Here is a 23899-nt window from a genome sequence, read left to right on the forward strand (position 1 = left end):
GCGCAAATGATTAAACTCAGTACAGCTCCATTGAAAATACTCCCGTACATAGCAATGTCAATGGACATATGGGACAAGCTCTGCAAGCTTCTTAGATTGCAAATGCTGCTCCATCTCTTTTTCAACAGAGATCATGACCTGATGAATGAGGCAGCGTGAGTCAGCGTGATCGACGCATTCAAAAAGCGACGTCGTACCCTCTACAGCGTGAATAATATCAAGGAAGCTGATCTCCTCCATGCTTCTTTTGAGACGGTAGCCCCCGCCAGCGCCAGTAGCCGATTCAATCAAACCCGCTTTCACCAGCTTGGTAAGAATCTTGGAGAGATATGTAGGAGATACCCCTTGCCGATCCGCTAAATATTGAACACCAACAGGTTTGTCTGGCGCAACAGCCATTAAGTAGAGCATCGTATGCAGGGCGTAGCTGGTTGCTTTTGAGTATTTCATGATCCTTCGGCATCCCTTCAATTACAGACTTAATGTATCTATAATATCCTGCAATGTTGCATCCAGTCAAGCTTCCATGTTATTTGTTCACGTTTATTGTTCGTTTCTTTTAATACGAACCGGCTCCTTTACCCCTTGATTGCTGCAATCCTTAAACGCTTGTAATCGATATGCCACGCACCGTCCATATAGAGTGATGGTTTAAGCTTGTCGATGATTTTGCAATAGGCATGTTCTCTAACTTCGCTTGTCATTGATTGAAAAAATGGCCATGCAAAGCCTTTCAGCCAGTGAGTTAAACCTTTTTCTTCATCCGGCATTATAGTGGGACGATCAAAATGAGAAGCATAAACAACTCGAAACCCTTGGCTTTCCAGCAATGTGCTGTACTCTGCAATGCTTGGAAAATACCATGGATTAAGCTGATTGGCATCTATGCCATGCAGCTCCGTCAGCACTTCTCCAATTGCATCAATAACAAGTTGGACATTGCCTTTTCCGCCGAGCTCTGCTATGAATCTTCCTTGCGGCTTGAGATTATGCCAAACAGACTCAATCACCGCTTCTGCAGGCTTAATCCAATGCAACGCAGCGTTGGAGAAAATTGCATTAAACGGTACTTCGAATGAAAAATCCTTCGCATCCTTTACAACAAATTCGATGTCAGCATATTTTGCTTTCGCCTCCTTGATCATCTCGCTTGATGCATCAAGTCCAATTACATGTGCACCCCGCTGCTTAATGCTGAAGGTAAGATCCCCTGTTCCGCAACCAAGATCAAGAATTCGTTCTCCATGCTCCACGTTCAACAGCTCCACTACATCCTGTCCATACTGTGAAACAAAGCCTAGCTTATTATCATAAAGCTCACCGTTCCATGCCCCCATATGTTCAACTCCTTTATCTTCCAGCTTTGAATATAGTATTACATAGTATATTTTATTTGTTAAATATATAAATGCTATTATAACTATAGGTTTTTCCTATAATATATGGGTTTGGAGCGAAGCTACTATTCTCTTTTAGCTTTAGAAGCAGCAAACGTCAATCTACATATCGATTTACTAGAATCGAATGCTATAATGTGCATAGCATATATCTTATCTCATGTATTAAAGGAGGAGCGCATGTTTGTTTCGATTCTAATCTTTCTTGCCGCTGGTCTTGCGGAAATTGGCGGCGGTTATTTAATATGGCTATGGTTGAGAGAGTCTAAACCTTTTTGGTATGGCGGAATCGGTGGCGCATTGCTTGTCATTTATGGCATATTGCCTACCTTTCAGAGCTTTCCGAATTTTGGACGAGTATACGCAGCTTACGGTGGCGTGTTTATCGTTCTTGCGGTGCTGTGGGGCTGGCTAGTCGACAAAAAGACACCTGATCTCTATGATTGGATTGGTGCTGCTGTCTGTGTGCTTGGTGTGGCGATTATACTATGGGCGCCAAGAGGATAGAATGACTTTCGCAGTCGTCTTCATCATTCGCTGTAAGATGAATAGACTGCATCCAATATATACTTATGGCTAGGCCTAGAAAATCAAGAAACCGATGTGTGACTTATTGAATGAAAATCAATGACTTGATTGCAGATGCGATTGAGCAAGTGTCGGTCATGACTGACGACAAGCAGCCCCATATGCCGCTCAGATGCAATGTCCAGCACCGTCTTCCATATACTCGCTTGCGTAATAGCATCCAGCATCGTCGTCATCTCATCAGCAATTAGAAACTTCGTCTGCGGACATAATGCACGAGCGATGCATATGCGCTGTAGCTGTCCGCCCGACAGCTCCGAAGGCCAGCGATCGAGCCAGCTTCGATCAATATGCAATGACTCTAGCAGCTCATCATCTGGCATCCACCCTTCACTCACGATGCTCCTAACTCTCCAACGCGGATTAACGGCCCGTTCTGGATGTTGAAATACGAACTGGATCGGCTGATAGCCTCGCTTTTGCAGTGGACGCCCATCCAATAATACGCTGCCTTGCGTGGGAGCTTCCATTCCCGCAATAAGTCGGCATAGGGAAGATTTGCCGCAGCCGCTCGGTCCTTGCAGGCCGATAATTTTACCGCTGTGAAGCGTAAGGTCCACATGCTGAAACAGCCAGTTGTTCTTGTTAATGCACTTGCCAAGTCCTCTTGCTTCAAGCTTCATGCTGCGACCTCTTCCCTTCGATAAATTGATGCTGCGGCAAAGCCTGCCACAGCGCACGTGCATACGGATGCTCAAGCAGATTGCCCTCTCCACTAAAGCTTGATGCTGGTGCAACCTCGACCAGCTTGCCATCAAGCAGCACGGCTACACGATCTGCAACGGCAGCCGCTTGAGCAAGATCGTGTGTGATGAGCATGATGGAGCTCCCTGCTTCGACCAACTCTTGAAAATAGTGCAGTGTCTGCTGAATAACCCCCTCATCCAGCCCTGGAGTCGGCTCATCGGCAATTAGTAGCTTCGCTCCGCTTCCTGCTGCAATTGATACGAGTACACGCCTTGCCATCCCGCCCGATAGCTGATAAGGATACAGCTCAGCTGTTTCCTCTGCGAGCTTAAAGCGTTGAAAAATATGACGTCTCACCTTTTTGGGATCACCAATACGTACAGCCTGTTCTACCTGCTTGCCTACGCGCATGAGCGGGTTAAGATACTGTACGGATTGCGGGATAAGCGCAAGCTCAGTCCCTCTTAGTTCATGAAGTCGTTCTGAGGAAAGCGGTTCGCCCTCGAACAACAGCTCCCCGTTCACCTTCGCATTTGAAGGCAGCAGACCCAAGATCGCATGGGCTAGCAGACTTTTTCCGGAGCCGCTTGCTCCTACAACAGCAACGATTTCTCCAGACTCGATTGAGAGCGACAGATCGTCAATTACATTCAGTACTTGCTCCCTCAGCTTATGATCATGGATCGTAAATGAAATGGACAGATGGTGAACGTCAAGCAGTGCCATTAATGTCCTCCTCCTTTCTCTAGTAGTGCGCGCGCTGGATCAATGAATCGATACATACTTCTAGCTAGCATATCGAATGCTCTTACAACGAGAAATAAGCAGAATCCAGGAAACAATGCCAGCCACCACATCCCAGCCGAGATGTATTTCATTGATTCTGACAGAATGATGCCGATGGCTGGTTGATGGGGAGATAAGCCCATCCCTAAAAAGGTAATCGCAGCTTCATGCAAGATGGCATGTGGAAACATTAGCAGCGATCCAACTATGAATTGCGGCAGCAAATGTGGTAGCATGTGGCGGGTGGCGATCCACCACGGTGTTTTTCCAAGCTGCTTTGATATTAGAACGTATTCCGATGACTTTAATGCCAATATTTCAGCGCGCATCAGGCGGGCAAGGCTAGGCCAATGCGTTAGAGCGACCGCAACAATAACCCCCTTCAGCCCTCCTCCCATTGCAAATGCAATCAGCAGCAGCAGTACGAGATGCGGAATACTTAGAAAGCAATCGATAAGCCATGTAATAATACGATCTGCCGTTTTCCCTAGCGTTGCAGCCATTAATCCAAGAAAAGCCGCGATCAGTGAGCTTGCTAGCGCGGCACTCATGCCTACCCCAATGCTGAGCGCAAGTCCGTTCATTGTGCGTGTGAACATATCTCTACCGAGCCAATCCGTTCCAAACCAATGCGACCATGATGGAGCGAGGTTGCGTGCCTCAAGCTGTGACAGCAAACCATGACCTGGCAATACAGCTGCAAGCAGTAGCGGAAGCAGCAAAATTATCAGTGCAACGATCATTCGAGTCAATGTGCTACGTCTCATGCTTGAATCCCTCCTTAATGCGCGGATCGATCAAGCGATATATCCATTCAGCCATTGAATTACCTATAAATACAAACATCGTGCTGAACAGAACGATACCCATTAACAGTGGGATATCTCCTCTGGTGCTTGCTTCTACAGTAGCTTGACCAAGACCAGGATAAGAGAATACTTGCTCGATCAGCACAGCTCCGCCAAACAATTCACTAAATGAGGCAAATTGCAGCGTAACGGCAGGCATCAATATATTACGCAAGCCATGTCGCCACACGAGCTGAAAACCACGCTCACCTCTTGCCTTCGCAAATAATACGTATTCACTTGACAGCACCTCGACCAGCTTTTCGCGGGTATGCAGTGCAATGCTGGATATACCCGTTAAGCTTAAGGTTATCGCAGGCAGCACCATATGATAGGCTTTATCGAGCCAGGTCACTTCATTCGCCGTTACGCCTGCTGGTACGCCTAGTCCAACAGGAAAAATAGGCAGCCAAACCGTAAACAGCAGCAAAATAAGCAGCGCTATCCAAAACGTTGGCGTAGAGGACAAGGCATAGCAATACCATTGAATGATGCGATCCAGCCATGTGCCTCGTTTCATCGCAGCCGCAACTCCGGCAGCAAAACCAAGCAGTCCTGACAATAACCATGCGAACAAAAGCAATGAGACTGAGCTCATAAATTTCTCTTTGATAACAGCACGAACAGGCTCGCGGTAGATCATAGATGTGCCCATTTCGCCTTGAAGGATAGAACTGGCCCAATATACATAGCGCTGAAAAGGCGGATCATGAAGACCCCAATATTGTGCGATAGCAAGCCTTTGCTCTTCGCCGACACGCAGCATATCTGCACCGATATAGGCTTGAATCGGGTCAATCGGCGACTGACTCATTAGAAAAAAGGTCATGCCGCTTACGCAGATCAGGAGCATGACAAGCTTTATGAACTGTCGTATCAATAGCTGGATCATATGCATGCATTAATCCGTCCATTTCCATTGCTCGATATTGCTTGTAACCGGCCAGCCATGACCATGCGGATGAATCGGCTGCTCTCCAATATCAAGCTGATCTGCTACGAAGTATAGATGATCGATATTGACCAGCCATGCCCAAGGAGCATCTCCCATGTTGCTTAATCCAGTTGTGCCATCCCACTGTGCTTTTTTCCATAGCTCCATTGCTTGATCAAGGTCTGTTGCTTCAAGCGCAGCATTCATATAGCGGTCTACTGTTTCATTGGCATAGTGACCGGGATTGTAATAGCCTACTCCTGCATAAGAGCTGCTGTATACGTTGTACATTTCTAGTGGATCAAGACTACCCCAGCCGAATAATACAGCATTCGAATACATCAGCTTTTCGATCTCATCCCAGCTCTTCCCTTCCACTGTAATAGAAATGCCTAATGGCTTGATCATATCGGCTGACGCGATCGCTAACGCCTGTCTAATGCTATCTCCTGCCGGATAGATCATTGAAAATTGCGCTTTCGTTCCATTCTTCTCGAGAATTCCATCACCGTCACTGTCATTCCATCCACCTTCTGCAAGTATTCGACTTGCTGTACCTACATCGCCATCTTCAATAACAGCAGCCGCTTCATTCCACCATGGCAGCTTATCGCTAATCGAATATGCAGGCGTTCCATGTCCCTCCAATATGCCCTCAACGAGCATATTGCGATCAATCGCTACATTTATTGCCTTGCGAATCGCGGCATCGCTCGTCACATCATTGCCAATTGGATATCCTTCTGGCGTACTCATGCCGCTGCTTACAGAAGGAAACATAATGCCGCGATTATCTACCGACTCGACAGCTTCAAGGCGCATTCCTTTAATGGCTTGGTTGCTGAAGGTCGATGGCACGGCAGCCATATGAACATTGCCTGCTTTAGCCGCAGCTAACGCTGCATCCTCGTCAAGAAAGAGAAATACTATTCGTGGAAAGGCTGGCTGCCGTCCGTAGTAAAGCTCATTTTGCTCAACAATAAGCTGCTGTCCTTTATCCCATTGCACCAGCTTATAGGGACCAGATCCAATAGGCTGCTGCGCATAGCTGTCTGAATAAGCATGCTTTGGCACAATCCCCATCGTCGTTAGCAGATCGATAAACGTCGATTGGGGTTTTTTAAGCTTGAATTCTACACGGTATTGATCCAGCTCCTGCAAGCTATAGATGTTCGATAGATCGACAACAGAAGCTTTTTGCTGCGCCGTTTGAAAGGTAAAGACAACATCCCCCGACTTAAGCGGTTCACCATCGCTAAATACGATATCCTCACGCAGGGTTACCGTCCATGTTAAGCCGTCCTGGCTAATCTCGTACCGAGTTGCTGCATCTGCTATAATCTCTGCGTTCTGATTGCGTTTAAAAAGCGTACTTTGAAACAGCGGAGAACCATATCGCCCCCATCCTGTCGTAGGATCGAAACCATCCTCTGGCTCGCCTCCGATTGCCAGTCTTAAGTCAGCTGGTTGTGGCTGTGGAATCCGAGAGCTCGTGTGTTCATTGCCGAGTGCCGAGCATCCCGTCATTATTGCTAGACATAAAATGAGAATGAATAGATTTCGATGTTTATGCATAAGTTCTTCCCTTCTATGATAGATAAAATGAATAATTAGCAAACACTGGTATAAGGTTTCATGATAGATTCTATGACATTAGTATATCAGTATAATCGCTCTCTTTCATCCACCACTTCCAGTTTTATCTATCGTGCACAATTTTAGTAGAGGTTGATCGACATCCTATGTTAGTCAGTCATAAAGGTTGTGCATATGAACAAATATAAAAAGAGCACCAGCCCGCAAGAAGATGTTCTCTATCTTCACATCGGTCGGTGCTCTTTCAATATAAAAAAGAGTTTGCTGCTATTTACGAATCAAGCTCGACGTGCTTTGTAGCGATTTTATCGGAAAATACACGATCATGCTCAACAAACAACAACGTTGGCTCGTAATCCAGCAATACCTCCTCGATCTGCATCCGTGACAGCACATCAATAAAATTTAGCGGTTCGTCCCATATATATAAATGTGCAGGCTCACAAATGCTTTTTGCAATCAGCACTTTTTTCTTTTGCCCGCCGCTAAAATGCTTCATATCCTTTTCAAATTGATCTCTTGAAAAATCCAGCTTTCTTAGCAGCGACTTGAACAGCGCTTCATCTAACCCTTCGTTTCGTGCATAATCCTTTAAGTTTCCTTGCAAATGCGCAGTTTGCTGCGAGACATATGACATCCTCAGTTGACTTGCGATTTGCAGTGTTCCGCTATACGATAAAGGCTCACCGTAAATAAGCTTCAGCAGACTTGATTTGCCGGAACCATTTTTACCTGTAATGACGATGCGATCTCCCTGCTCAATCGAGAAGCTAATATCATGAGTGACCTGCTTCTCTCCGTAGTGAATCGAGACGCAATTCAACTCCACCAGCTGATGCTTATGATAAACGAGCGGCGTCATTTTCATCGGAACGCTTGCTTCCACATTTTTGAGCAGCTTTGATTTTTCTTCGATTGCGTTCTGCTGCCGTTTTTCCAGCACCTTGGATCGCTTCATCATTTTTGCTGCCTTATGACTAACATAACCTCGATCTACCTTCGAGCCTGAATTGTGCGAACCATTTTTCGTTTTCTCCACCTCATGCGACCAATGATTCGTTTGCTTGGAAGCCTCGTTTAACCGCTTAATATCGTGCTTCAGCTTTTCATTTTCAGCCAGTTCATATTGATCCTGAAGCTGCTTGTTCGACCACCAGCTGGAGAAATTTCCCTTCTGAATCTCGATATTGGTTTTATTGATCGACAATATATGATCAACACAATCATCGAGAAATGCGCGATCATGCGAGACGAGAATATAGCCGCGCTTTCTCTTCAAATACTGACTGACACTTGCGCGCCCTTCTGCATCCAAATGGTTCGTAGGCTCATCAATCAGCATAAAGTTGTTTTCCTTGAGAAACATCGAGGCGAGCATCACTTTACACTGCTCCCCGTTAGATAACGTGTTAAAGCTGCGCTCAAGCACGGTTTCATCGACCTGCAATAATGACAGCTCTCGCAGCACCTGCCATTCCTCCGCCTCAGGGCAAAGCTCCTCGATAATGGCGGATGTCAGACGCGTGTCATCCTTAATCTGGTACGGAAAATAATCAAAATCAACAGAGGCCGAGATGCTGCCGCTGTACTCATACTGACCGAGCAGCAGCTTAAGAAAGGTCGTTTTCCCTCTACCATTTCTACCAGTAAAGCCAAGCCGCCAATTCGTATCGAGCTGAAAGCTGACGTTTTCAAATATTGTGTCGTAGCTTCCATCATAGGCAAATGTTAAATTCGTTACTTGTATCATAGACATACCGTTATCCTCCTTACTACACCATAAAAAAGCCGCAAGAAAGTTACTTCTTGCAGCTCATCAATAAATATAGTGAATCAAAGCCATTAGCACTGAACGGTGCCTAGCCTAGATAACGATATTTAAATAGAGTCAAGTGAGCGTAACTTTCTTGCACAACAATAAAACGGACGATACAGCTACTCATCATCACAGACAAATGACATGTATTCATCATCGTTTTACAATTAGCAAGAAATCTACATTTCACTCTTCAACTCCATTCATTAATTTAGGTGAATTATAGCATAAGTCCCTAGTTCTTACAAGGGTTGAAGCCTCGTATTGCCATTCATTATATTCCCCATCTTATCAGCAAACCAGCATGCGTTAAGCCACCGCCGAAACCGTATAATACAAGGTGATCCCCCTTCTGAATGCGCCCATCCTTAACTGCTGCATCCAGCGCTAGTGGAATCGTTGCTGATGAGGTATTGCCGTATTGCACCAGACTATATAATGTTTTATCCAGTGGCAGGCCAGTTCGCTCACAGATTGATTCAATCATACGCAAATTGGCACTGTGTGGAATAAACCAATCCACGTCATCTATAGACAAGCTTGCCTTTTGAAGCAGCTGCTGAACTCCTTCAGGAACAGTCGTGACAGCCCAGCGGTACACCTCTCTGCCGTTTTGCACAATTTTGTTTGAAGGATGAATCGCCTCACCAAAAAGCTGCTTAGATATTCCCGTACAATAGAGATTTTTGCTCTTTTGACCTTCCGTGCCCATATGGTGAGCAAGTACGCTTGATTCCACCTCGTCATATTCGACGAGTACAGCTCCAGCACCATCACCAAATAGAATACAGGTCGTTCGATCCTCGTAATCCGTGATTTTGCTCAATGTTTCTGAGCCAATTACCAATATTTTTCGATGCAAGCCTGACGTAATAAGTGCATTGGCCAGATGAATGCCGTACGTAAAACCGGCACAAGCCGCATTCAGATCGAGCGCCCCTGTATGCTTCACATTCAGTTTGGCTTGGATAATCGCTGCTGAGCTTGGAGTTGCTACATCTGGGGTGAAGGTACATACGATGATCATGTCGACATCGTCGATCGTTTTGTTGTAGCGAGAAACAAGATCTAATACTGCGCGATAGCCAAGATCACTGGTATATTCATCATCTGCAGCAATCCGTCTTTCCTTAATTCCTGTTCGTGAAACAATCCATTCATCATTCGTATCGACAATTTGTGCGAAATCTTCATTTGTCATTATTTTCTCTGGAACATACGATCCGATTGCTGTAATTTTGGCTTTAAATTGAATCATTATACACCTCCAATAGTACGATCCTTATCATCATACCACAGATTAGTACCAAGTACTAATACTTGATGCTATATTTGTGCAAAAAAAATGACCATCAAGATGGCCATTCTATAGTTATTGACGCTCTTTATAATCGATTTCAAGAAAATCCACAACTTCTACTTCCCAACGATCCTTTACAAAAGCAGTATGAACGGGATGCTCATTATAAGCGTCGTATGCTGACTGGGATTCAAATTTCATCGAGAATCCATATTGAAAATTATTTTTTGGACTAACCTGATCAAATACTTGAAAATGACGAACGGTTGGTATAGATGAAAGCAAAGCTCGTCCATCCTGAAGAAATTGTTTGGCTTCAATAGAATTTTTCTCATGCTTTAATGTGAAAATAACAGAATGAATAATAGAGGAATCCATAACATTACTCCTTTGTTTCAATCGAATGATTGGCTATGTGTTGCGCGCAGACTGGACATTCAAAATCTTCGGGAGAAAGCTTAGAAGCACAAGCTTGACAATATTCTCTGAACGGTTCGGAAACATAGGCCGGATTCTTCTGTTCATTGAGCAGTTGTTGCATCAGTTGCTTTAATTCCTGTACTTCTCTTGCTAGTTTTGATGACTCAATTGCACTAGAAGTCACCCAATAAATGATAGTGACACATAAGCATATTGCAATAAGCCCCGTACACAATACAAGAACGACTTCCTGCACTTCCCATTCTCCTTGTCCAAAAAAATTAACGATCAATCACCGCGACTCTGAATTGCAAATGGTGATGATATATAATTTTAATAGATTTTTTGAGCGATTGTAACCCTTACAAACCGCAAAAAAAATTGATGATTCAAATTTCAAATTTCAGTGAGACGTGATTGCGTGAAACGATTAAACCCACTTTCGAAAGTGTTTTTACAGACAGTATGACTCGACTATGCATGATGCACTACCATTATATGTTAAACAAAGGCCGATCACAATAATTACTTTTAATGCTGCATAGTTGATTCCTTCAACATGCATACTATACATGTACAATTTGGCTGACCCAAGCACTAACTTAGAATGGAAGGAAGTTAACAATGTCAGATCTTAAAATTGGTATCATCTTGGGAAGTACGCGAGAAGGACGTGTTAGCCCGCAGGTTGGTCAATGGATCAAATCCATTGCGGATCAACGTGGCGACGCACATTATGAAATTGTAGATATCAAAGACTTCAACCTCCCGCTATTAGGGGAAGCAGATGCATCAGAGCAGGCAGGACGCTGGAATGAGAAGCTTGCATCACTGGACGGCTTTATATTCATCGTTCAGGAGTACAATCATAGCATCTCTGGCGCATTGAAAAATGCAATTGACTATGCACGTGAAGCCTGGAACAATAAGGCCGCAGGTATCGTCAGCTACGGTTCTGTCGGTGGTGCGCGCGCAGCCGAGCATTTGCGAGGCATTTTAGGCGAGCTTCTTGTTGCCGATGTACGTGTCCATCCCGCACTATCGCTCTTTACAGACTTTGTGAATGGCACCGAGTTTAAGCCACAGGATTTGCATTTAACAAATGTCAATCAAATGCTTGATCAGCTGATTGCCTGGAGCAAAGCGTTGAAAACGATTCGATAACAATTAGTAAAAAGCCTACCTATATGATCTGACGTATGCTTATCAGATTACAGGTAGGCTTTTATCGTTTTTTAATGAAGGTAGTTATTCGTTTTCTTGGTCGCCGTACGGCTTGATTGTTACAATTGTACCGTCCTCGTTGTACTTCAATTCCGTAAACTTCACGCAACGCTTATGGTTTACGCCGCCAGAAAGGGAGCAGTCATGATAGAACAAGTACCATTTTCCTTTGAACTCCACGATTGAATGATGTGTTGTCCAGCCAATAACAGGCTCCAAAATTTTTCCTTTATATACGAAAGGTCCTGTTGGCGATTTGCTCATTGCGTATACCAAGTAGTGTGTCGAACCAGTTGAATAGCTCAAGTAGTAATTGCCGTTGTACTTGTGCATCCAAGGACCTTCAAAATATCTGCGTTCTTCGTCACCAGCAAGCAGCGGGTTGCCATCCTCGTCCACGATGCTGATCTCTTGTGGTGCAGCTTTGAAGTTAAGCATATCGTCTGTAAGCTCAGCAACCATAGGACCAAGTGCTGGGCCATTCACATCCGGATTTGGAGCATCGGCTACGAATTCGCCTGTTTGCCATTTTTCCAACTGTCCGCCCCATAATCCACCAAAATACATATACGCACGATCGTCCTCATCTACAAACACAGCAGGGTCAATAGAAAAGCTTCCTTCGATGTAGTTGTCCTCTGGAACAAACGGCCCTTCTGGATTTTTGCTTGTCGCAACGCCAATTCTGAAAATATCCTCATGGTCGCGTGCAGGGAAGTACAAATAGTAGGTGTCATTTTTAAACGCCGCATCAGGCGCCCACATTTGCTTGCTTGCCCATTTTACATCACGCACATGCAGTGCTTCGCCATGATCGACGACAGGCGCATCAACATCGTCCATGGAAAGGACATGGTAATCCTCCATTTTATACTGATCCCCATTATCGTTACTTGGTTCATCATGATCAAGGTCATGTGACGGGTAGATGTATAGTTTTCCGTTGAACACATGTGCTGAAGGGTCTGCAGTGAAAATATGAGTAACTAAAGGCTGGTTCGGCTTTGCATGATTTGACATATCGCGTTCTCTCCCTCTATTTTTCAAATGGAACTGTAAAGATGTACACGCGTTCATTATTACGTAAAATGATAGCGTTGTCAATACATTTTCCATAAAAGGATATACAAAAAAAGCCTGAACGAATCAGGCTTTCACAGAAACAACACAGCTGCTCTGAACACCGCAGCAGCAACCACTCCCAAAATAACAGTTGCGAGTATATAGGCTGACGCCGCCCCTATTCGTTTTTGCTGAATAAGCTGAAGCAGCTCGTAGCTGAATGTTGAAAAGGTCGTAAACGCGCCAAGTAGACCAACACCTAGCCATTGCCAGACCCATTCATTAATGAGCAGTTGCTCGTAGAGTCCCCATAATGCGCCCAGCAAGGCAGATCCAAGAACGTTAATGACTAAGGTACTAAAAGGAAATCTGGAAGCCTGACGCCACACTGCAAGCTGTCCCACGTAAAAGCGCAAGCAGGCCCCGATTGCACCCATCAGTGCAGTTCCAATTATCATGCGCTGTCCCCCTTGCTCTTCAACCGATTGCCAAGCGCATAACCAAGCCATGCAGCTAACAAGCCTCCGATAATGCTTAAGGTTAAGTATTGTACTGCAAGCAGCCATTGCTTGGTCTCCATCAGCTTCAACAGATCGAGGCTAAAGGTAGACATTGTGGTAAAGCCGCCCAGCATCCCTGATCCAAGCGTCCAGCGAAGACGATCATACAGTCCAGCTGGGAACATCGTAAAAAGCAATGCAATTAAAAAGCTGCCTATAATATTTATCCATACAATATGAAAATCATTAGCAAGTGGATAAAGCTCGCTTATTATGCCTCGCAAGAACACACCGGTTGCACCTCCTAGCGCAACCCATCGATAGGCCTGCATCGCCTTCACCTCTATTTCTTTCACTCCTTTCATCTTATCAAAAACAGCCGCTCTCGAATAGAAGATTTACCGCTACCCTGCATAGGATTGGTTCGAGTTGGCATCATAAGAGTGAAATGAATCAAGAGGAGAATTCTACCTATGAGAAAAGGAAAGACTTTGAAAAAAGACCTCAGCACAATAGATCGTCAGGAAAAAAGGTTAATCACGACTTGCTTTGCGGTAGGAATTATTATGCTGGCTGCGCTGTTGCGTAAAATGTTCTAAAGAGAGGTTGATACGATGAGCTTGCTTTACACCTATGATCCCGTCATTTTCAGTAGATGGTTAACGTCATTAACTTTAGCCTTTCATATCATATTTGCAACTATTGGGGTCGGTGTCCCTCTATATATTGGACTTGCAGAATGGATTGGCATTCGGAAAAATGATTTCCATTATATCCTGCTTGCAAGACGCTGGTCTCGCGGCTATGTCATAACGGTTGCTGTTGGTGTTGTAACAGGTACGGCCATCGGCTTGCAGCTAAGTTTGCTGTGGCCAAGCTTTATGCAGGTTGCAGGACAAGCGATCGCCCTTCCGCTGTTCATGGAGACCTTCGCCTTCTTTTTCGAAGCGATCTTCCTAGGGATTTATCTATATACATGGGATCGGTTCAAAAATCCGAGGATTCATCTGATCTTTCTCATTCCTGTTGTGATCGGATCTGGCGCCTCCGCTATATTCATAACAATCGTCAATGCCTTTATGAACTATCCAGTTGGCTTTACATACGAAAACGGCATGATTACCGATGTTAACCCTATCGAGGCGATGCTGAGTCCAGCGATGCCAACCAAAATTTCTCATGTGTTGTCTACAGCTTATTTAACATGCGGTTTAGTGCTCGCTGCGATCGGTGCTTTCGCTTACGCACGAGGTCAACGTGAAGAATACCATCGCAAAGCGTTGAAATTTACTATGGTGTGCGCCTTTGTGTTTATGCTTTCTACCGCTGTCATTGGTGATTTGTCAGGAAAGTATTTGGCGTTATATCAGCCAGAAAAGCTGGCAGCTACAGAGTGGCATTTTGAAACGCAGTCGCATGCACCATTAATTTTGGGCGGGATACTTCAAGAGGACTACACTGTCAAATATGGACTGGTTATACCTTATGGGCTAAGCTTATTGGCTTTCAGTGATCCAACTGCAGAGGTTGTCGGTCTAGATCAATTTCCCAAGGAGCATTGGGCACCATTATGGGTTCATTACATTTTCGATATGAAGATGGGGTTAACCGCCATGATTGTGCTGATTACGCTTATATTTATGGTAGAGCTTGTCCGTAAGAAAGGCAATATTTATCGCAAATGGCTGCTGGCGCTCGTTGTAGTCGCTGCACCGATTGCTATGCTAACCATTGAGCACGGATGGATCTTTTCGGAGGTCGGGCGTCAGCCATGGATCCTGCGAGGCATTATGACCACATCAGAAGGCGCAACTAAGTCTGACCACGTTGATCTGATGCTTTTGCTGTTCTTCCTGCTCTATCTCGTGCTTGGCATTTCAGCTGTCCGTGTATTGACGAAAATGTTCAAGAACAATAAAGTGGCAGACGAACTGGCGTTATATAAGAAATAGAGGTGAAGCTATGAGTTATGAACTGCTTGGCATTACAGTGTTGTGGACCTTTCTGTTTGGGTATTTGATCGTAGCCTCGATTGATTTTGGCGCTGGTTTCTTCATGTATTACAGCACGATAAGCGGAACAAGACATATTATTCATGATATGATTGAGCGCTACCTATCGCCTGTTTGGGAAGTAACGAATGTGTTTCTGGTGTTCTTCTTTGTTGGGATTATTGGCTTTTTCCCTGATATCGGCTATTATCTGGGAACTGCTCTGCTTATTCCTGGAAGCATTGCTATTGTACTGCTTGCGATACGGGGCTCATACTATGCCTTCAGCTTTTATGGGAAAGCCGAAAATCGGATCTACAACTTGCTTTATGGTGCAACAGGCCTGCTAATTCCTGCTGCTCTATCAACGGTTTTAACAATTTCCGAAGGTGGCTATATTACGGTCAGAGATGATGGCAAGGTCGTTTTTCTTGCGAAGGAGCTGTTTACAAGCCCGTATTCATGGAGCGTAGTTGTGCTGGCGCTCGTAAGTGTACTGTATATCTCGGCTATGTTTCTCAGCTACTATGCGTTTAAAGCTTCTGATAAGAATGCCTATCGTGTTGTGCGAAATTATGCGCTAATCTGGAGTTTGCCAACACTGCTAGCCAGCCTGTTTGTTTTTTTCTCGATCTATAGCCACAATCGGGAGCATTTCAATCGAATGCTTGAGCTATGGTGGATGTTTGCGCTATCCATCCTCTGCTTTCTTGTCGCAATTACGCTGCTCTATACAAGCAAGCATCTTGGCTGGTCATTTGTGTTTGTTATGCTTCAGTTTGCATTTGCATTTTACGGCTACGGAGCAGGACACTTGCCGTACATCATTTATCCATATGTCACGATTTACACGAACTTCACCAATCCGAATATGGCGATCGCCTTAATTATCGTGTTCCTGTTAGGTCTTGCATTGCTAGTTCCCTCCTTATATCTATTGCTAAAACTATTTTTATTTAACAACGATTATGTGAAAGGAAAACACGGCTATGAACCTCGATGAATTTTTGGTGCTTGTTTGCCCACCTTTTATACTGGCTGCTGCAATCGTCACTCTAATTTTTTGGGGATCGATTGGCAACACAAATGAAAAGCCGGATAAACAATAAAAACGTTCTGCTTATTAATATAGCCAGCGATGTTTAGGCATGCTGACGGTTTTTCCGCAGCAGCCTGCATACATCGCTGGCTATTGAAATTTGAATTATTGTGTCTGCATCCATAACAGCAATGCCACCATCGGAATGATCACAATAAGCATAACTGCTGCAATGGCAGCAATGAGCAGCATGCGCTTTTTGCTGTCTGCCATTTTCATAGGATTCGCAATCCCACAGGTTGCGCAATGAGTTGCCGCAGCTGCTATGGGAGCATGACATGATTTGCAATGCATGTCTAATCACCTTTCTGCTAATAGTTAATGACATTAATAATTAATAGGTTATCGTTGTTCAAAATTGATCAAAATTTGCACAATCTCTGATTGGCTGCCAATTCGAATAGGCGGGCCCCAAAAGCCAAATCCTGACGAAACGATCGAGTGAAGCTGTCCTTTTGACATATAGCCATAGTCATTTTCGAATAATCGTTGAGTAATGAGATGACCTGGTGCGATCTGACCTTTATGGGTATGTCCAGACACCACCAAGTCAACACCTGCTGCTTCTGCTTCTGCAAATTCATACGGCTGATGATCCATTAGAAAAATCGGCATCTGCTTATCGAGTTGTGCAGTCAGCTCCGAAGTGGCTGCTCGCGGACCTTCTGAATAGTCCTTACGTCCAATAACGGCAATCGCATCATCAACGATTAGCACTTCATCATGTAAAATCTTAATGTTTGACTTCTCAATAGCATCTATCAAAGTGGCCAAATCTCCACGATAACGATCATGATTGCCTAGTGAGCCATATACCCCAAGCTTCGCTTCCAACCCTGCCAGTATACTGAAAATCTCCTTCTTTTCAACGATTTCCAGATCGTCGTCAATGATATCACCAGGGATTAAAATAATATCAGGCTCTAACGCATTAACCTCTTGCACCAAGCGCTCAGCATGCTTCGCACCTGATAAATATCCAAAGTGTGTATCAGAAAACATCACGACATTCAAATTCTGCTTGTAAGGCTTGTCAATGTCAATTTCATATGTCGTGACCTTTGGGGTATATGCCATATAGCTGCCGTATGCAAGTGCGGACAACAAAACAACAGAACCGACTATTGTGGCAACCACTCTCACCTTTTGACGATGCAGCGACGTCAGCCTGAGCAGCAGCATCAACACATGAATGACAGGCAGTATCATAAGCGACAAACTAAAAATAGCAAGCCAGTAGTTGCCGATAATCGAAAGGATTGCCGAACCACCGCCTAGTCTGCCTAAAATAAAGGCTGTAGATAGAAAGAGCAAAATAACAGAATAAGCGACGAGGAATATGCGATTCCCTTTCAGTCCAATACCACGATACCCACTCCAGCCAACATAAAACACTAATCCTCCATATAACAATAGGGTAATCAGAACAGCAATAATCACTTGTAGGTCGTCATCCTTTCCAGTATAGTTAGAATAAAAGCATTAAGGAGCTGAGCACATCATGAAACCACAAACGATCCTGCTGTATGATGGAGAATGCTCATTTTGCAACCGTACGGTACAATGGATTATTGTACGTGATCCGCGTGCCAACATCAAATTCGCTTCACAACAAGGTGAGCTTGGCATGCAATTACGAGCGCACTATAAAATTCCTGATGATGTCGACTCCCTGGTTTTTATCGATCAGAATAAAGCGTATGTATACTCTGAGGCCGCTTTGCGTGTAACCAAGCATTTGCATCGCGCTTGGCCATTCATGCAACTGCTGCTCGTGATTCCTGTCTCGATTCGCAATGCAGCCTATCGCTATTTTGCTAAGCATCGCTATCAATGGTTCGGCAAGCAGCATGCATGCCTCATTCCAACACCTGAGATCAGAGCTAGATATTTAGATTAGAGTCTATGTTTATATTTTGTCCAAAAGCGACGGCACAGCGATCAACTCAACCGCGTGCTTCTTCTCATCATCATGAATATGCGTATAGATCATTGTAGTATCGATAGAGCTATGGCCCATTAGTTCTTTTACGATACGAATGTCTACTTGGTTTCTTAACATTAAGGTTGCAAATGAATGTCGCAGCTTGTGGCAGGACAGCTTAAGTCCTTGCAGCTCCGCCTGTTCTGCTTTCATCTCGTTAAACATTTCAGCGATTATTTTTTGAATTTGACGAATAGACAGCCTTCTTCCCTTTTGCGAAATGAAAAATGCTTCGTCTTTCGGCTTGTAGGGCTTGATCCGCTGTGCAAGAACTGACCTCATATATTGATTAACCTCAGGAGCCAGTGGAATCTCATTCCATTTCCTGCCCTTTCCCAGAACGGTAATTGTTCCCTTCGCCTCATCATAGTGTGAACAGTTCAAGCGATGAACTTCCCCTACTCTTAACCCAGAATACGCCATTAGAAGCAGCAGTGCAATATTTCGATCCTTATACTTGCCGTGCATATAGCTCACAGTTTTAGCGAGCTGTTCCTGCTCCAAATAAATAGGCTTGCGATTTCGTTCAGTTTTGGACTTTTTCACCTCCTGGGCTGGATTGCTTGTAAGCAGCTCAAAATCAATTAGTGCCTTGAAAAAGCTGCGCAGCGCGGCCAAGCTTCGATTGCGAGCCTGATCTGACAACCGCTCCTTCTCCTGCACAAGATAGCTCACAATGGTCAGCTTCTTAACCGCGCTTAACGATGTTCCGTCTATGTACTTCAAAAAATGTTGAATCTCTCTGATGTACTCCTTTTTCGTTGTCTCAGCATACCCGGCCTGCTTCATCCACAGCTGAAATGCTTGAATCGACTCTTCATACTGTTCATGCAGCATGTTACGCATCTCCTATCGTGTAAAGCTACACATGTTATCAAGATTAGCTGTTGATTGCGCCACTAAAAATCGCTTAAAACAAAAAGTGCGCAAAACATAGATTTTGTGCACTTAATTATAACAAGTTTATCGTCATTATACTAAACAGATATTGGATGTTCTGTCGCAGCTGCAACGCAAAAGCCCCCTGTTTGTTAGCGTTAAGCTAAACCATTAGGGGGCTGACTAATTCTCGACAACTAGACGGACCGAGTGCTGCAATATCAGCTTATCCATTTCGTCATGATATACGCTTTGATTTGCTCTGCTACAGCAGAGGGTGGATTGGTAGTTGTCTCAATAGTAGGCATTGGCGGGTCATATGCGGAATCTGCATTGTCCAGCAGCCACTGGGCAAACTGCTCATGCTGTTTTAACATATCGTCCGTCCACGTCGCTTTATCTTCGCGATTGCGCAGCCGATGATTACGTGTTGCATCATCACAATGCAGGTTAATAAAACAGACCTCGCGAAATGCTTGATACATATCACATTTCTCTGCATCCCACGGCATACATGTGCCGCATATAATTGTCCCTCTGCCGGACAAAGCAACAGCATGTGCAAAATGCAGCAAGAGATTGTATCGATCTTGGTACTCGAGCTTGGAACTAGTTGTACCAAAATTATCATTGTCGGTGCTGAAAACGACAAAGTCTGGCAGTAGCTTCCGCAACTCATGCATGACAGTCGTTTTACCTACACCACTTGCTCCTGTAACGATAAATAACGGCAGTTTATTCATTACGTATCTCCTATTTTTCATTCCATGGATGGTTTAGTATTGTTACTAGAGCATTAAAGTCTTCTTCGCTGCTGCTCCAAAAGACGACCGGCACATGTTTCATATTCATTTGACGATATGCTTCATGTCGATGACGCCCGTCATTAATTTCATATTTGCCATTCGCATACGATACGATTAGAGGTGGCACGTCCCAATCCGCATACGATGCTTTCATGTTGTCAACAACATGAAAAAACCACGCGATATCGTTCGCCTTAGTTAGATAGGAAGGAGCTCCTTCCTCAATGCCAAACGGCGTTATATCCGTAGTAATTGGACCAAAATAGTATCGCTTCTCAAGCAATAATCCATCTGCTAGGGCAATATTTTTACCGTCATTTCTGAGGAATAGTTGAATCCATTTTTCTATCTCACCTCGCTGCGCATATTCCATGGCGCACTTCGTACTGCCATAGATCATGAGGTCACCTCCTTCCATATTTGCTTCAATCGCTCTATAGCTTGATAATAAAGCTTGAGTACAGAGAAAACTATGACACCTTTAAGTTAAATTGTTTTCGACATACACCTACCTATACATACATGCCGTAAGTATTGAGAAATGCATCATGACATTCCTTAGCTGTGATCCATATGATGACAGGATACTCTGCCACACGAGAACGTACCAATGCTTCATACAATGGATTATCACTATTGATTTCAAATTTATTATGTTCATAATTGATCAGTAGAGGTGGTGTATCCTCCGTCTGTACAATCTTGTTTAGCCACTCGGAAACTCTATGTTCGAACACTTCAGGATGAACTTTCCATTTCATATCATACTCTGGGCCACTGGATCGCTGAAACAATGAAAGCGGCATCATAATTGGACCTATATAATATCTATAACAAAGCCTTAATCCATCCGAGAAGATCTCGTTGCGTCTATGAAATAATAAATAGGTATGAATCCATTCCTCGAGTAGCCCTGCCTCTGAGTATTCGCTAGCAGATTTCAAAGTAGGGGAATAAGTCAATTGGAATTTGTTTTTCCTGGAATATACGATTTTTTTGATCGTTTCCTCGGAGAGATGGAACTTCGCAGATAACTGTTCAACCTCAACACCATGAAGAAACATATTGACGATTAATTGGTTGCGCTTAACTAGCATATGTCGATAACCTGAAAGCTCGCCCCAAGCCTTTCTTTCCTTTTCAAGAGGAACATACAGTAGTTTGCCAGCAGCATACTTTTTAATCTCTTCTAATAAATGCGCTGGCAGTACATCTCCAGCATTTTCATACTTCATCCTCATCACCGCCCGCCTTTTGTTACCAATATAGCGTCAAACACTCTGCTTGTCCATTATTTAACATTATTTTATAAATCGTCAATAATTGCGAACTGTACCTTGAAAATTCGACATCTATGCTTGAACCATAATCCAAAAACAGGTATCGTTGACGTATACGTATATAAAACTAGAAAGCAGGTATAACGATGAAAACAGAAAAACAAAAAATGCAAGCAGGAGAAATGTACAATGCCGCTGATCCTGAGCTAATGGCTGATCGTTTGCGGACACGCAAGCTTGTCAGAGTATACAATGAAACCGCTGACGATAACTTTGAGCAACGTATCTCCCTTTTGAAGCAATTGCTTGGCTCAACAGGCAATCACATTTACATGGAGCCTAACATTCGTTTCGATTACGGCTATAATACATATGTTGGCGAAAACTTCTACGCGAACTTTGACTGCACCATTCTCGATGTTTGCGAGGTTAGATTCGGAGATAACTGCATGCTTGGTCCAAGTGTACAAATCTATACTGCAACACATCCTCTTCACCCTACGGAGCGTAATTCGGGAAAGGAATATGCTAAGCCGATAACGATTGGAAACAATGTGTGGATAGGCGGTAATGCTACGATTAATCCTGGTGTGACGATCGGTGACAATGCAGTAATTGCTTCTGGGGCTGTTGTAACGAAAGACGTCCTAGCTAATACGGTTGTTGGTGGGAATCCTGCCAAAGTGCTAAAGCATATAGAAATCTAAGATGCATAATGCTTTCTCCCTCATCCACTGTAGAGGGAGAAAGCAAATTCAGCTGCTGCGGATGAGCCTGACCAGTTATAACCTAAACTCTTATAGCTGACAAGTTTACATAATTATTGTTATGTGATAGATCGTCAGCTACTGGCCAAATCGTTACAGTAATCTATCTCGTAGCAACTTTCTCTGATTCTACGTTACTATTACAATATTACAATGTAACGCAACAAAAACTGCTTGATAATGGCTAGCGTAGCTAACGATTATCAAGCAGTTCCTTTTTAAACGAGATATTGCATCAAATCTATGCTTTAAAATGCAGTTTCAGCCATTTGTGAGCCAACGGAACCCACTCGGCAGCAGCCGCGTTAATCTGAATAGGATGCGAAGCAGTCGTTTCATCCGCTAGTGACAAGCCATGCCCACCCTTTTCAAATACATGCAGCTCATGCGGAATGCGATGCTTGCTAAGCTCAAGCGCAAATGTAAAGGAATGTGCAGATAAAACAAGATCGTCTTCAGACGTATGCCATAAGAAGGTTGGCGGCGTATGAGCACCTACGTAATGTGTAGGGGTCAATTGCTTCAATTCTTCTTCGGTAGCTTCATGATCGCCAAACATCGCTTTGTTGATCATCGTATACAGATCGCTGAATTTCTGCTTGTCCTCTTCTGACATCAGCTGAAGAGCAAGCAAGTTGTCAATCAGTGCATAACCGAGCAGCAATGCATTCGGCTTTAATTGATCAGCTGGCACCCCGATTTTTTCAACAACATCCGCTCGGTTCCAATGCACACCAATACTTGCTGCAAGATGACCGCCAGCTGAAAAGCCGGCAACCGCAATATGATCAGGGTTGACGTTCCACTCTGAGGCCCGTTTTCTAATTTCCGATATTGCTTTTGCAGCATCATATAGCGGCTGAGGGAACTTCACGTGCGGATTAGGATTGCTTTTCATCTCTTCTGTAACGGGAGATGCGCCATAATACGTATTATAGTGCAATACGAATGTACGATATCCTAGCGAAGCGAAACGCAGGGCGACTGGCTCTGCTTCACGATCAGATGTGTAGAGATAGCCTCCACCAGGCAAAACGAGCAAGGCTGGCTTTGGTTCAGGCTGGCCTTCTCGCGAAATTTCATAAGGAATATAAGCTGTTAATGTAACCTGAGGGAATTCCTCCCACAGCTGAATCGTTTCGATATGCATGCCAATCCTCCATTATCATCTCTTAGTCTTGAAGGTTCACGTTATGATATACCTGCTGAACGTCCTCCAGATCCTCCAGTGCATCAATTAGTTTTTCGAATTGAGCTTGCGCATCTGGTGCCAAATCAACCTCGTTATTAGGCAGCATCGTGATCTCTGCAACATTAAACTCAGTGATGCCGGCTGCCTTGAATGCATCCTGAACCGCCTGGAATTGATCCGGCTCAGCGTACACAATAACAACCTCATCTTCTACGATAATATCGCGTACATCGACGTCTGCCTCAATGAGAAGCTCCATTACTTCATCTTCTGATTTGCCAGAAATACCGATAACCGCAGTTTGTGTAAACATATACGAAACAGAACCACTTACACCCATGCTGCCGCCGTTTTTATTGAAAGCAGAACGAACCTCAGGGGCTGTACGGTTTACATTATTCGTTAATGCATCAACGATAACCATTGATCCACTTGGACCAAAGCCCTCATAACGAAGCTCAGAGTAGATCTCATCCGCGCTTCCTTTGGCTTTCTCTAATGCGCGATCAATAATAGCTTTCGGCACGTTGTATGTTTTCGCACGTTCAAGAACAACCTTAAGCGCGCGATTTGATTCAGGATCGGGCTCGCCTTTTTTTGCAGCCACATAGATTTCAATTCCGAACTTCGCATAAACACGACTTGTGTTTGCATCCTTTGAAGCTTTTTTCTCTTTAATATTATTCCATTTACGGCCCATCTTGCTCCCACTTTCTGCATAAAATATTCAACAATATTATAAC

At 44.1% G+C, this 23899-nt stretch carries 29 protein-coding genes; 7 read left to right on the plus strand and 22 right to left on the minus strand.

The features are described 5' to 3' along the window. Nucleotides 1-57 precede the first annotated feature (57 nt). Together ACFP56_RS05430 and ACFP56_RS05435 are read right to left on the minus strand one after the other, a co-directional pair. Nucleotides 58-450 carry an RrF2 family transcriptional regulator gene (locus ACFP56_RS05430; protein ID WP_379232016.1) on the minus strand — a complete coding sequence of 131 codons (393 nt, stop codon included), beginning with the start codon at nt 448-450 and terminating at the stop codon, nt 58-60. Nucleotides 451-578: 128 nt separating this feature from the next. Continuing rightward, entirely contained in the window at nt 579-1337 is a 759-nt protein-coding gene (locus tag ACFP56_RS05435) for a class I SAM-dependent methyltransferase (RefSeq protein WP_379232018.1), read from the minus strand. 240 nt (nt 1338-1577) lie between these two features. Here ACFP56_RS05435 and ACFP56_RS05440 point away from each other — a divergent pair, with 240 nt between their 5' ends. Beyond that, nucleotides 1578-1904, plus strand: coding sequence for a YnfA family protein (locus ACFP56_RS05440; RefSeq protein ID WP_379232020.1), 327 nt, complete (start codon nt 1578-1580; stop codon nt 1902-1904). Nucleotides 1905-1987: 83 nt separating this feature from the next. Here ACFP56_RS05440 and ACFP56_RS05445 read toward each other — a convergent pair whose 3' ends face one another. From ACFP56_RS05445 to ACFP56_RS05485, 9 genes are all read right to left on the minus strand, one after another. Then, nucleotides 1988-2608, minus strand: coding sequence for an ABC transporter ATP-binding protein (locus ACFP56_RS05445; RefSeq protein ID WP_379232022.1), 621 nt, complete (start codon nt 2606-2608; stop codon nt 1988-1990). Then, the gene (locus tag ACFP56_RS05450) at nt 2598-3398 is read right to left on the minus strand and encodes an ATP-binding cassette domain-containing protein (RefSeq protein WP_379232024.1); all 801 of its coding nucleotides are present in this window, start codon (nt 3396-3398) and stop codon (nt 2598-2600) included. Before ACFP56_RS05450 ends, ACFP56_RS05445 begins: the two co-directional genes overlap by 11 nt. Further along, nucleotides 3398-4225, minus strand: a complete 828-nt coding sequence (locus ACFP56_RS05455) for an ABC transporter permease (RefSeq protein WP_379232026.1) — start codon at nt 4223-4225, stop codon at nt 3398-3400. Before ACFP56_RS05455 ends, ACFP56_RS05450 begins: the two co-directional genes overlap by 1 nt. Then, nucleotides 4215-5204 carry an ABC transporter permease gene (locus ACFP56_RS05460; protein ID WP_379232028.1) on the minus strand — a complete coding sequence of 330 codons (990 nt, stop codon included), beginning with the start codon at nt 5202-5204 and terminating at the stop codon, nt 4215-4217. Before ACFP56_RS05460 ends, ACFP56_RS05455 begins: the two co-directional genes overlap by 11 nt. Before the next feature lie 3 nt (nt 5205-5207). Further along, nucleotides 5208-6815, minus strand: coding sequence for an ABC transporter substrate-binding protein (locus ACFP56_RS05465; protein WP_379232030.1), 1608 nt, complete (start codon nt 6813-6815; stop codon nt 5208-5210). A 292-nt stretch (nt 6816-7107) separates the two neighbouring features. After that, nucleotides 7108-8592 (minus strand): ribosomal protection-like ABC-F family protein, encoded by a 1485-nt coding sequence (abc-f, locus tag ACFP56_RS05470; RefSeq protein ID WP_379232032.1) that lies wholly within the window; start codon nt 8590-8592, stop codon nt 7108-7110. 334 nt (nt 8593-8926) lie between these two features. After that, the gene (locus tag ACFP56_RS05475) at nt 8927-9910 is read right to left on the minus strand and encodes a ketoacyl-ACP synthase III (RefSeq protein ID WP_379232034.1); all 984 of its coding nucleotides are present in this window, start codon (nt 9908-9910) and stop codon (nt 8927-8929) included. A 114-nt stretch (nt 9911-10024) separates the two neighbouring features. Beyond that, complete coding sequence (locus ACFP56_RS05480) at nt 10025-10330, minus strand: Dabb family protein (RefSeq protein ID WP_379232036.1); 306 nt, start codon at nt 10328-10330, stop codon at nt 10025-10027. A gap of 4 nt (nt 10331-10334) precedes the next feature. Then, a complete protein-coding gene (locus tag ACFP56_RS05485) occupies nt 10335-10628 on the minus strand; it encodes a hypothetical protein (RefSeq protein WP_379232038.1) in 294 nt (97 codons plus the stop codon). A 368-nt stretch (nt 10629-10996) separates the two neighbouring features. Here ACFP56_RS05485 and ACFP56_RS05490 point away from each other — a divergent pair, with 368 nt between their 5' ends. Beyond that, nucleotides 10997-11536, plus strand: a complete 540-nt coding sequence (locus ACFP56_RS05490) for an NADPH-dependent FMN reductase (protein WP_379232040.1) — start codon at nt 10997-10999, stop codon at nt 11534-11536. Nucleotides 11537-11620: 84 nt separating this feature from the next. Here ACFP56_RS05490 and ACFP56_RS05495 read toward each other — a convergent pair whose 3' ends face one another. The 3 genes from ACFP56_RS05495 to ACFP56_RS05505 all read right to left on the minus strand — a co-directional run bounded on the left by ACFP56_RS05495 (nt 11621) and on the right by ACFP56_RS05505 (nt 13514). Continuing rightward, nucleotides 11621-12616, minus strand: a complete 996-nt coding sequence (locus ACFP56_RS05495; RefSeq protein WP_379232043.1) for a glycoside hydrolase family 43 protein — start codon at nt 12614-12616, stop codon at nt 11621-11623. Nucleotides 12617-12750: 134 nt separating this feature from the next. Beyond that, nucleotides 12751-13116 (minus strand): fluoride efflux transporter CrcB, encoded by a 366-nt coding sequence (gene crcB / locus ACFP56_RS05500; protein ID WP_379232045.1) that lies wholly within the window; start codon nt 13114-13116, stop codon nt 12751-12753. Beyond that, on the minus strand, nt 13113-13514 hold the full coding sequence (locus ACFP56_RS05505) for a fluoride efflux transporter FluC (RefSeq protein ID WP_379232047.1): 402 nt from the start codon (nt 13512-13514) through the stop codon (nt 13113-13115). Before ACFP56_RS05505 ends, crcB begins: the two co-directional genes overlap by 4 nt. A 117-nt stretch (nt 13515-13631) precedes the next feature. Here ACFP56_RS05505 and ACFP56_RS05510 point away from each other — a divergent pair, with 117 nt between their 5' ends. Genes ACFP56_RS05510 through ACFP56_RS05520 form a run of 3 tightly spaced genes read left to right on the plus strand, consistent with a single transcriptional unit; the run spans nt 13632 to nt 16152 of the window. Then, entirely contained in the window at nt 13632-13757 is a 126-nt protein-coding gene (locus ACFP56_RS05510; RefSeq protein ID WP_379232049.1) for a hypothetical protein, read from the plus strand. A 15-nt stretch (nt 13758-13772) separates the two neighbouring features. Then, nucleotides 13773-15110, plus strand: coding sequence for a cytochrome ubiquinol oxidase subunit I (locus ACFP56_RS05515; RefSeq protein ID WP_379232051.1), 1338 nt, complete (start codon nt 13773-13775; stop codon nt 15108-15110). A gap of 10 nt (nt 15111-15120) precedes the next feature. Next, a complete protein-coding gene (locus tag ACFP56_RS05520; protein WP_379232054.1) occupies nt 15121-16152 on the plus strand; it encodes a cytochrome d ubiquinol oxidase subunit II in 1032 nt (343 codons plus the stop codon). A 201-nt stretch (nt 16153-16353) separates the two neighbouring features. Here the strand turns inward: ACFP56_RS05520 and ACFP56_RS05525 are convergent, their stop codons facing one another. Together ACFP56_RS05525 and ACFP56_RS05530 are read right to left on the minus strand one after the other, a co-directional pair. Continuing rightward, nucleotides 16354-16542, minus strand: a complete 189-nt coding sequence (locus ACFP56_RS05525; protein WP_379232056.1) for a hypothetical protein — start codon at nt 16540-16542, stop codon at nt 16354-16356. 48 nt (nt 16543-16590) lie between these two features. Beyond that, nucleotides 16591-17688 carry a metallophosphoesterase gene (locus ACFP56_RS05530; protein WP_379232058.1) on the minus strand — a complete coding sequence of 366 codons (1098 nt, stop codon included), beginning with the start codon at nt 17686-17688 and terminating at the stop codon, nt 16591-16593. Nucleotides 17689-17749: 61 nt separating this feature from the next. Here ACFP56_RS05530 and ACFP56_RS05535 point away from each other — a divergent pair, with 61 nt between their 5' ends. After that, nucleotides 17750-18148, plus strand: a complete 399-nt coding sequence (locus ACFP56_RS05535; protein ID WP_379232060.1) for a thiol-disulfide oxidoreductase DCC family protein — start codon at nt 17750-17752, stop codon at nt 18146-18148. Between the two features lie 9 nt (nt 18149-18157). Here the strand turns inward: ACFP56_RS05535 and ACFP56_RS05540 are convergent, their stop codons facing one another. The 4 genes from ACFP56_RS05540 to ACFP56_RS05555 all read right to left on the minus strand — a co-directional run bounded on the left by ACFP56_RS05540 (nt 18158) and on the right by ACFP56_RS05555 (nt 21152). Then, nucleotides 18158-19069, minus strand: coding sequence for a tyrosine-type recombinase/integrase (locus tag ACFP56_RS05540; RefSeq protein ID WP_379232062.1), 912 nt, complete (start codon nt 19067-19069; stop codon nt 18158-18160). 263 nt (nt 19070-19332) lie between these two features. Further along, nucleotides 19333-19854 (minus strand): AAA family ATPase, encoded by a 522-nt coding sequence (locus ACFP56_RS05545; protein ID WP_379232064.1) that lies wholly within the window; start codon nt 19852-19854, stop codon nt 19333-19335. Between the two features lie 10 nt (nt 19855-19864). Next, nucleotides 19865-20317, minus strand: coding sequence for a ParB/RepB/Spo0J family partition protein (locus tag ACFP56_RS05550; protein WP_379232066.1), 453 nt, complete (start codon nt 20315-20317; stop codon nt 19865-19867). A gap of 112 nt (nt 20318-20429) precedes the next feature. Next, nucleotides 20430-21152: a CD3324 family protein gene (locus tag ACFP56_RS05555; protein ID WP_379232069.1), complete on the minus strand. Its 723-nt coding sequence runs from the start codon at nt 21150-21152 to the stop codon at nt 20430-20432. Between the two features lie 191 nt (nt 21153-21343). Here ACFP56_RS05555 and ACFP56_RS05560 point away from each other — a divergent pair, with 191 nt between their 5' ends. Beyond that, nucleotides 21344-21904, plus strand: coding sequence for a sugar O-acetyltransferase (locus ACFP56_RS05560; RefSeq protein WP_379232071.1), 561 nt, complete (start codon nt 21344-21346; stop codon nt 21902-21904). Between the two features lie 301 nt (nt 21905-22205). Here ACFP56_RS05560 and ACFP56_RS05565 read toward each other — a convergent pair whose 3' ends face one another. After that, nucleotides 22206-23114: an alpha/beta hydrolase gene (locus ACFP56_RS05565; RefSeq protein ID WP_379232073.1), complete on the minus strand. Its 909-nt coding sequence runs from the start codon at nt 23112-23114 to the stop codon at nt 22206-22208. A gap of 22 nt (nt 23115-23136) precedes the next feature. Further along, nucleotides 23137-23856 (minus strand): YebC/PmpR family DNA-binding transcriptional regulator, encoded by a 720-nt coding sequence (locus tag ACFP56_RS05570; RefSeq protein ID WP_379232075.1) that lies wholly within the window; start codon nt 23854-23856, stop codon nt 23137-23139. Between the last annotated feature and the right edge of the window lie 43 nt (nt 23857-23899).

Origin of the sequence: Paenibacillus septentrionalis, from assembly GCF_042659865.1 — a bacterium.
Lineage (GTDB): Bacteria > Bacillota > Bacilli > Paenibacillales > Paenibacillaceae > Pristimantibacillus > Pristimantibacillus septentrionalis.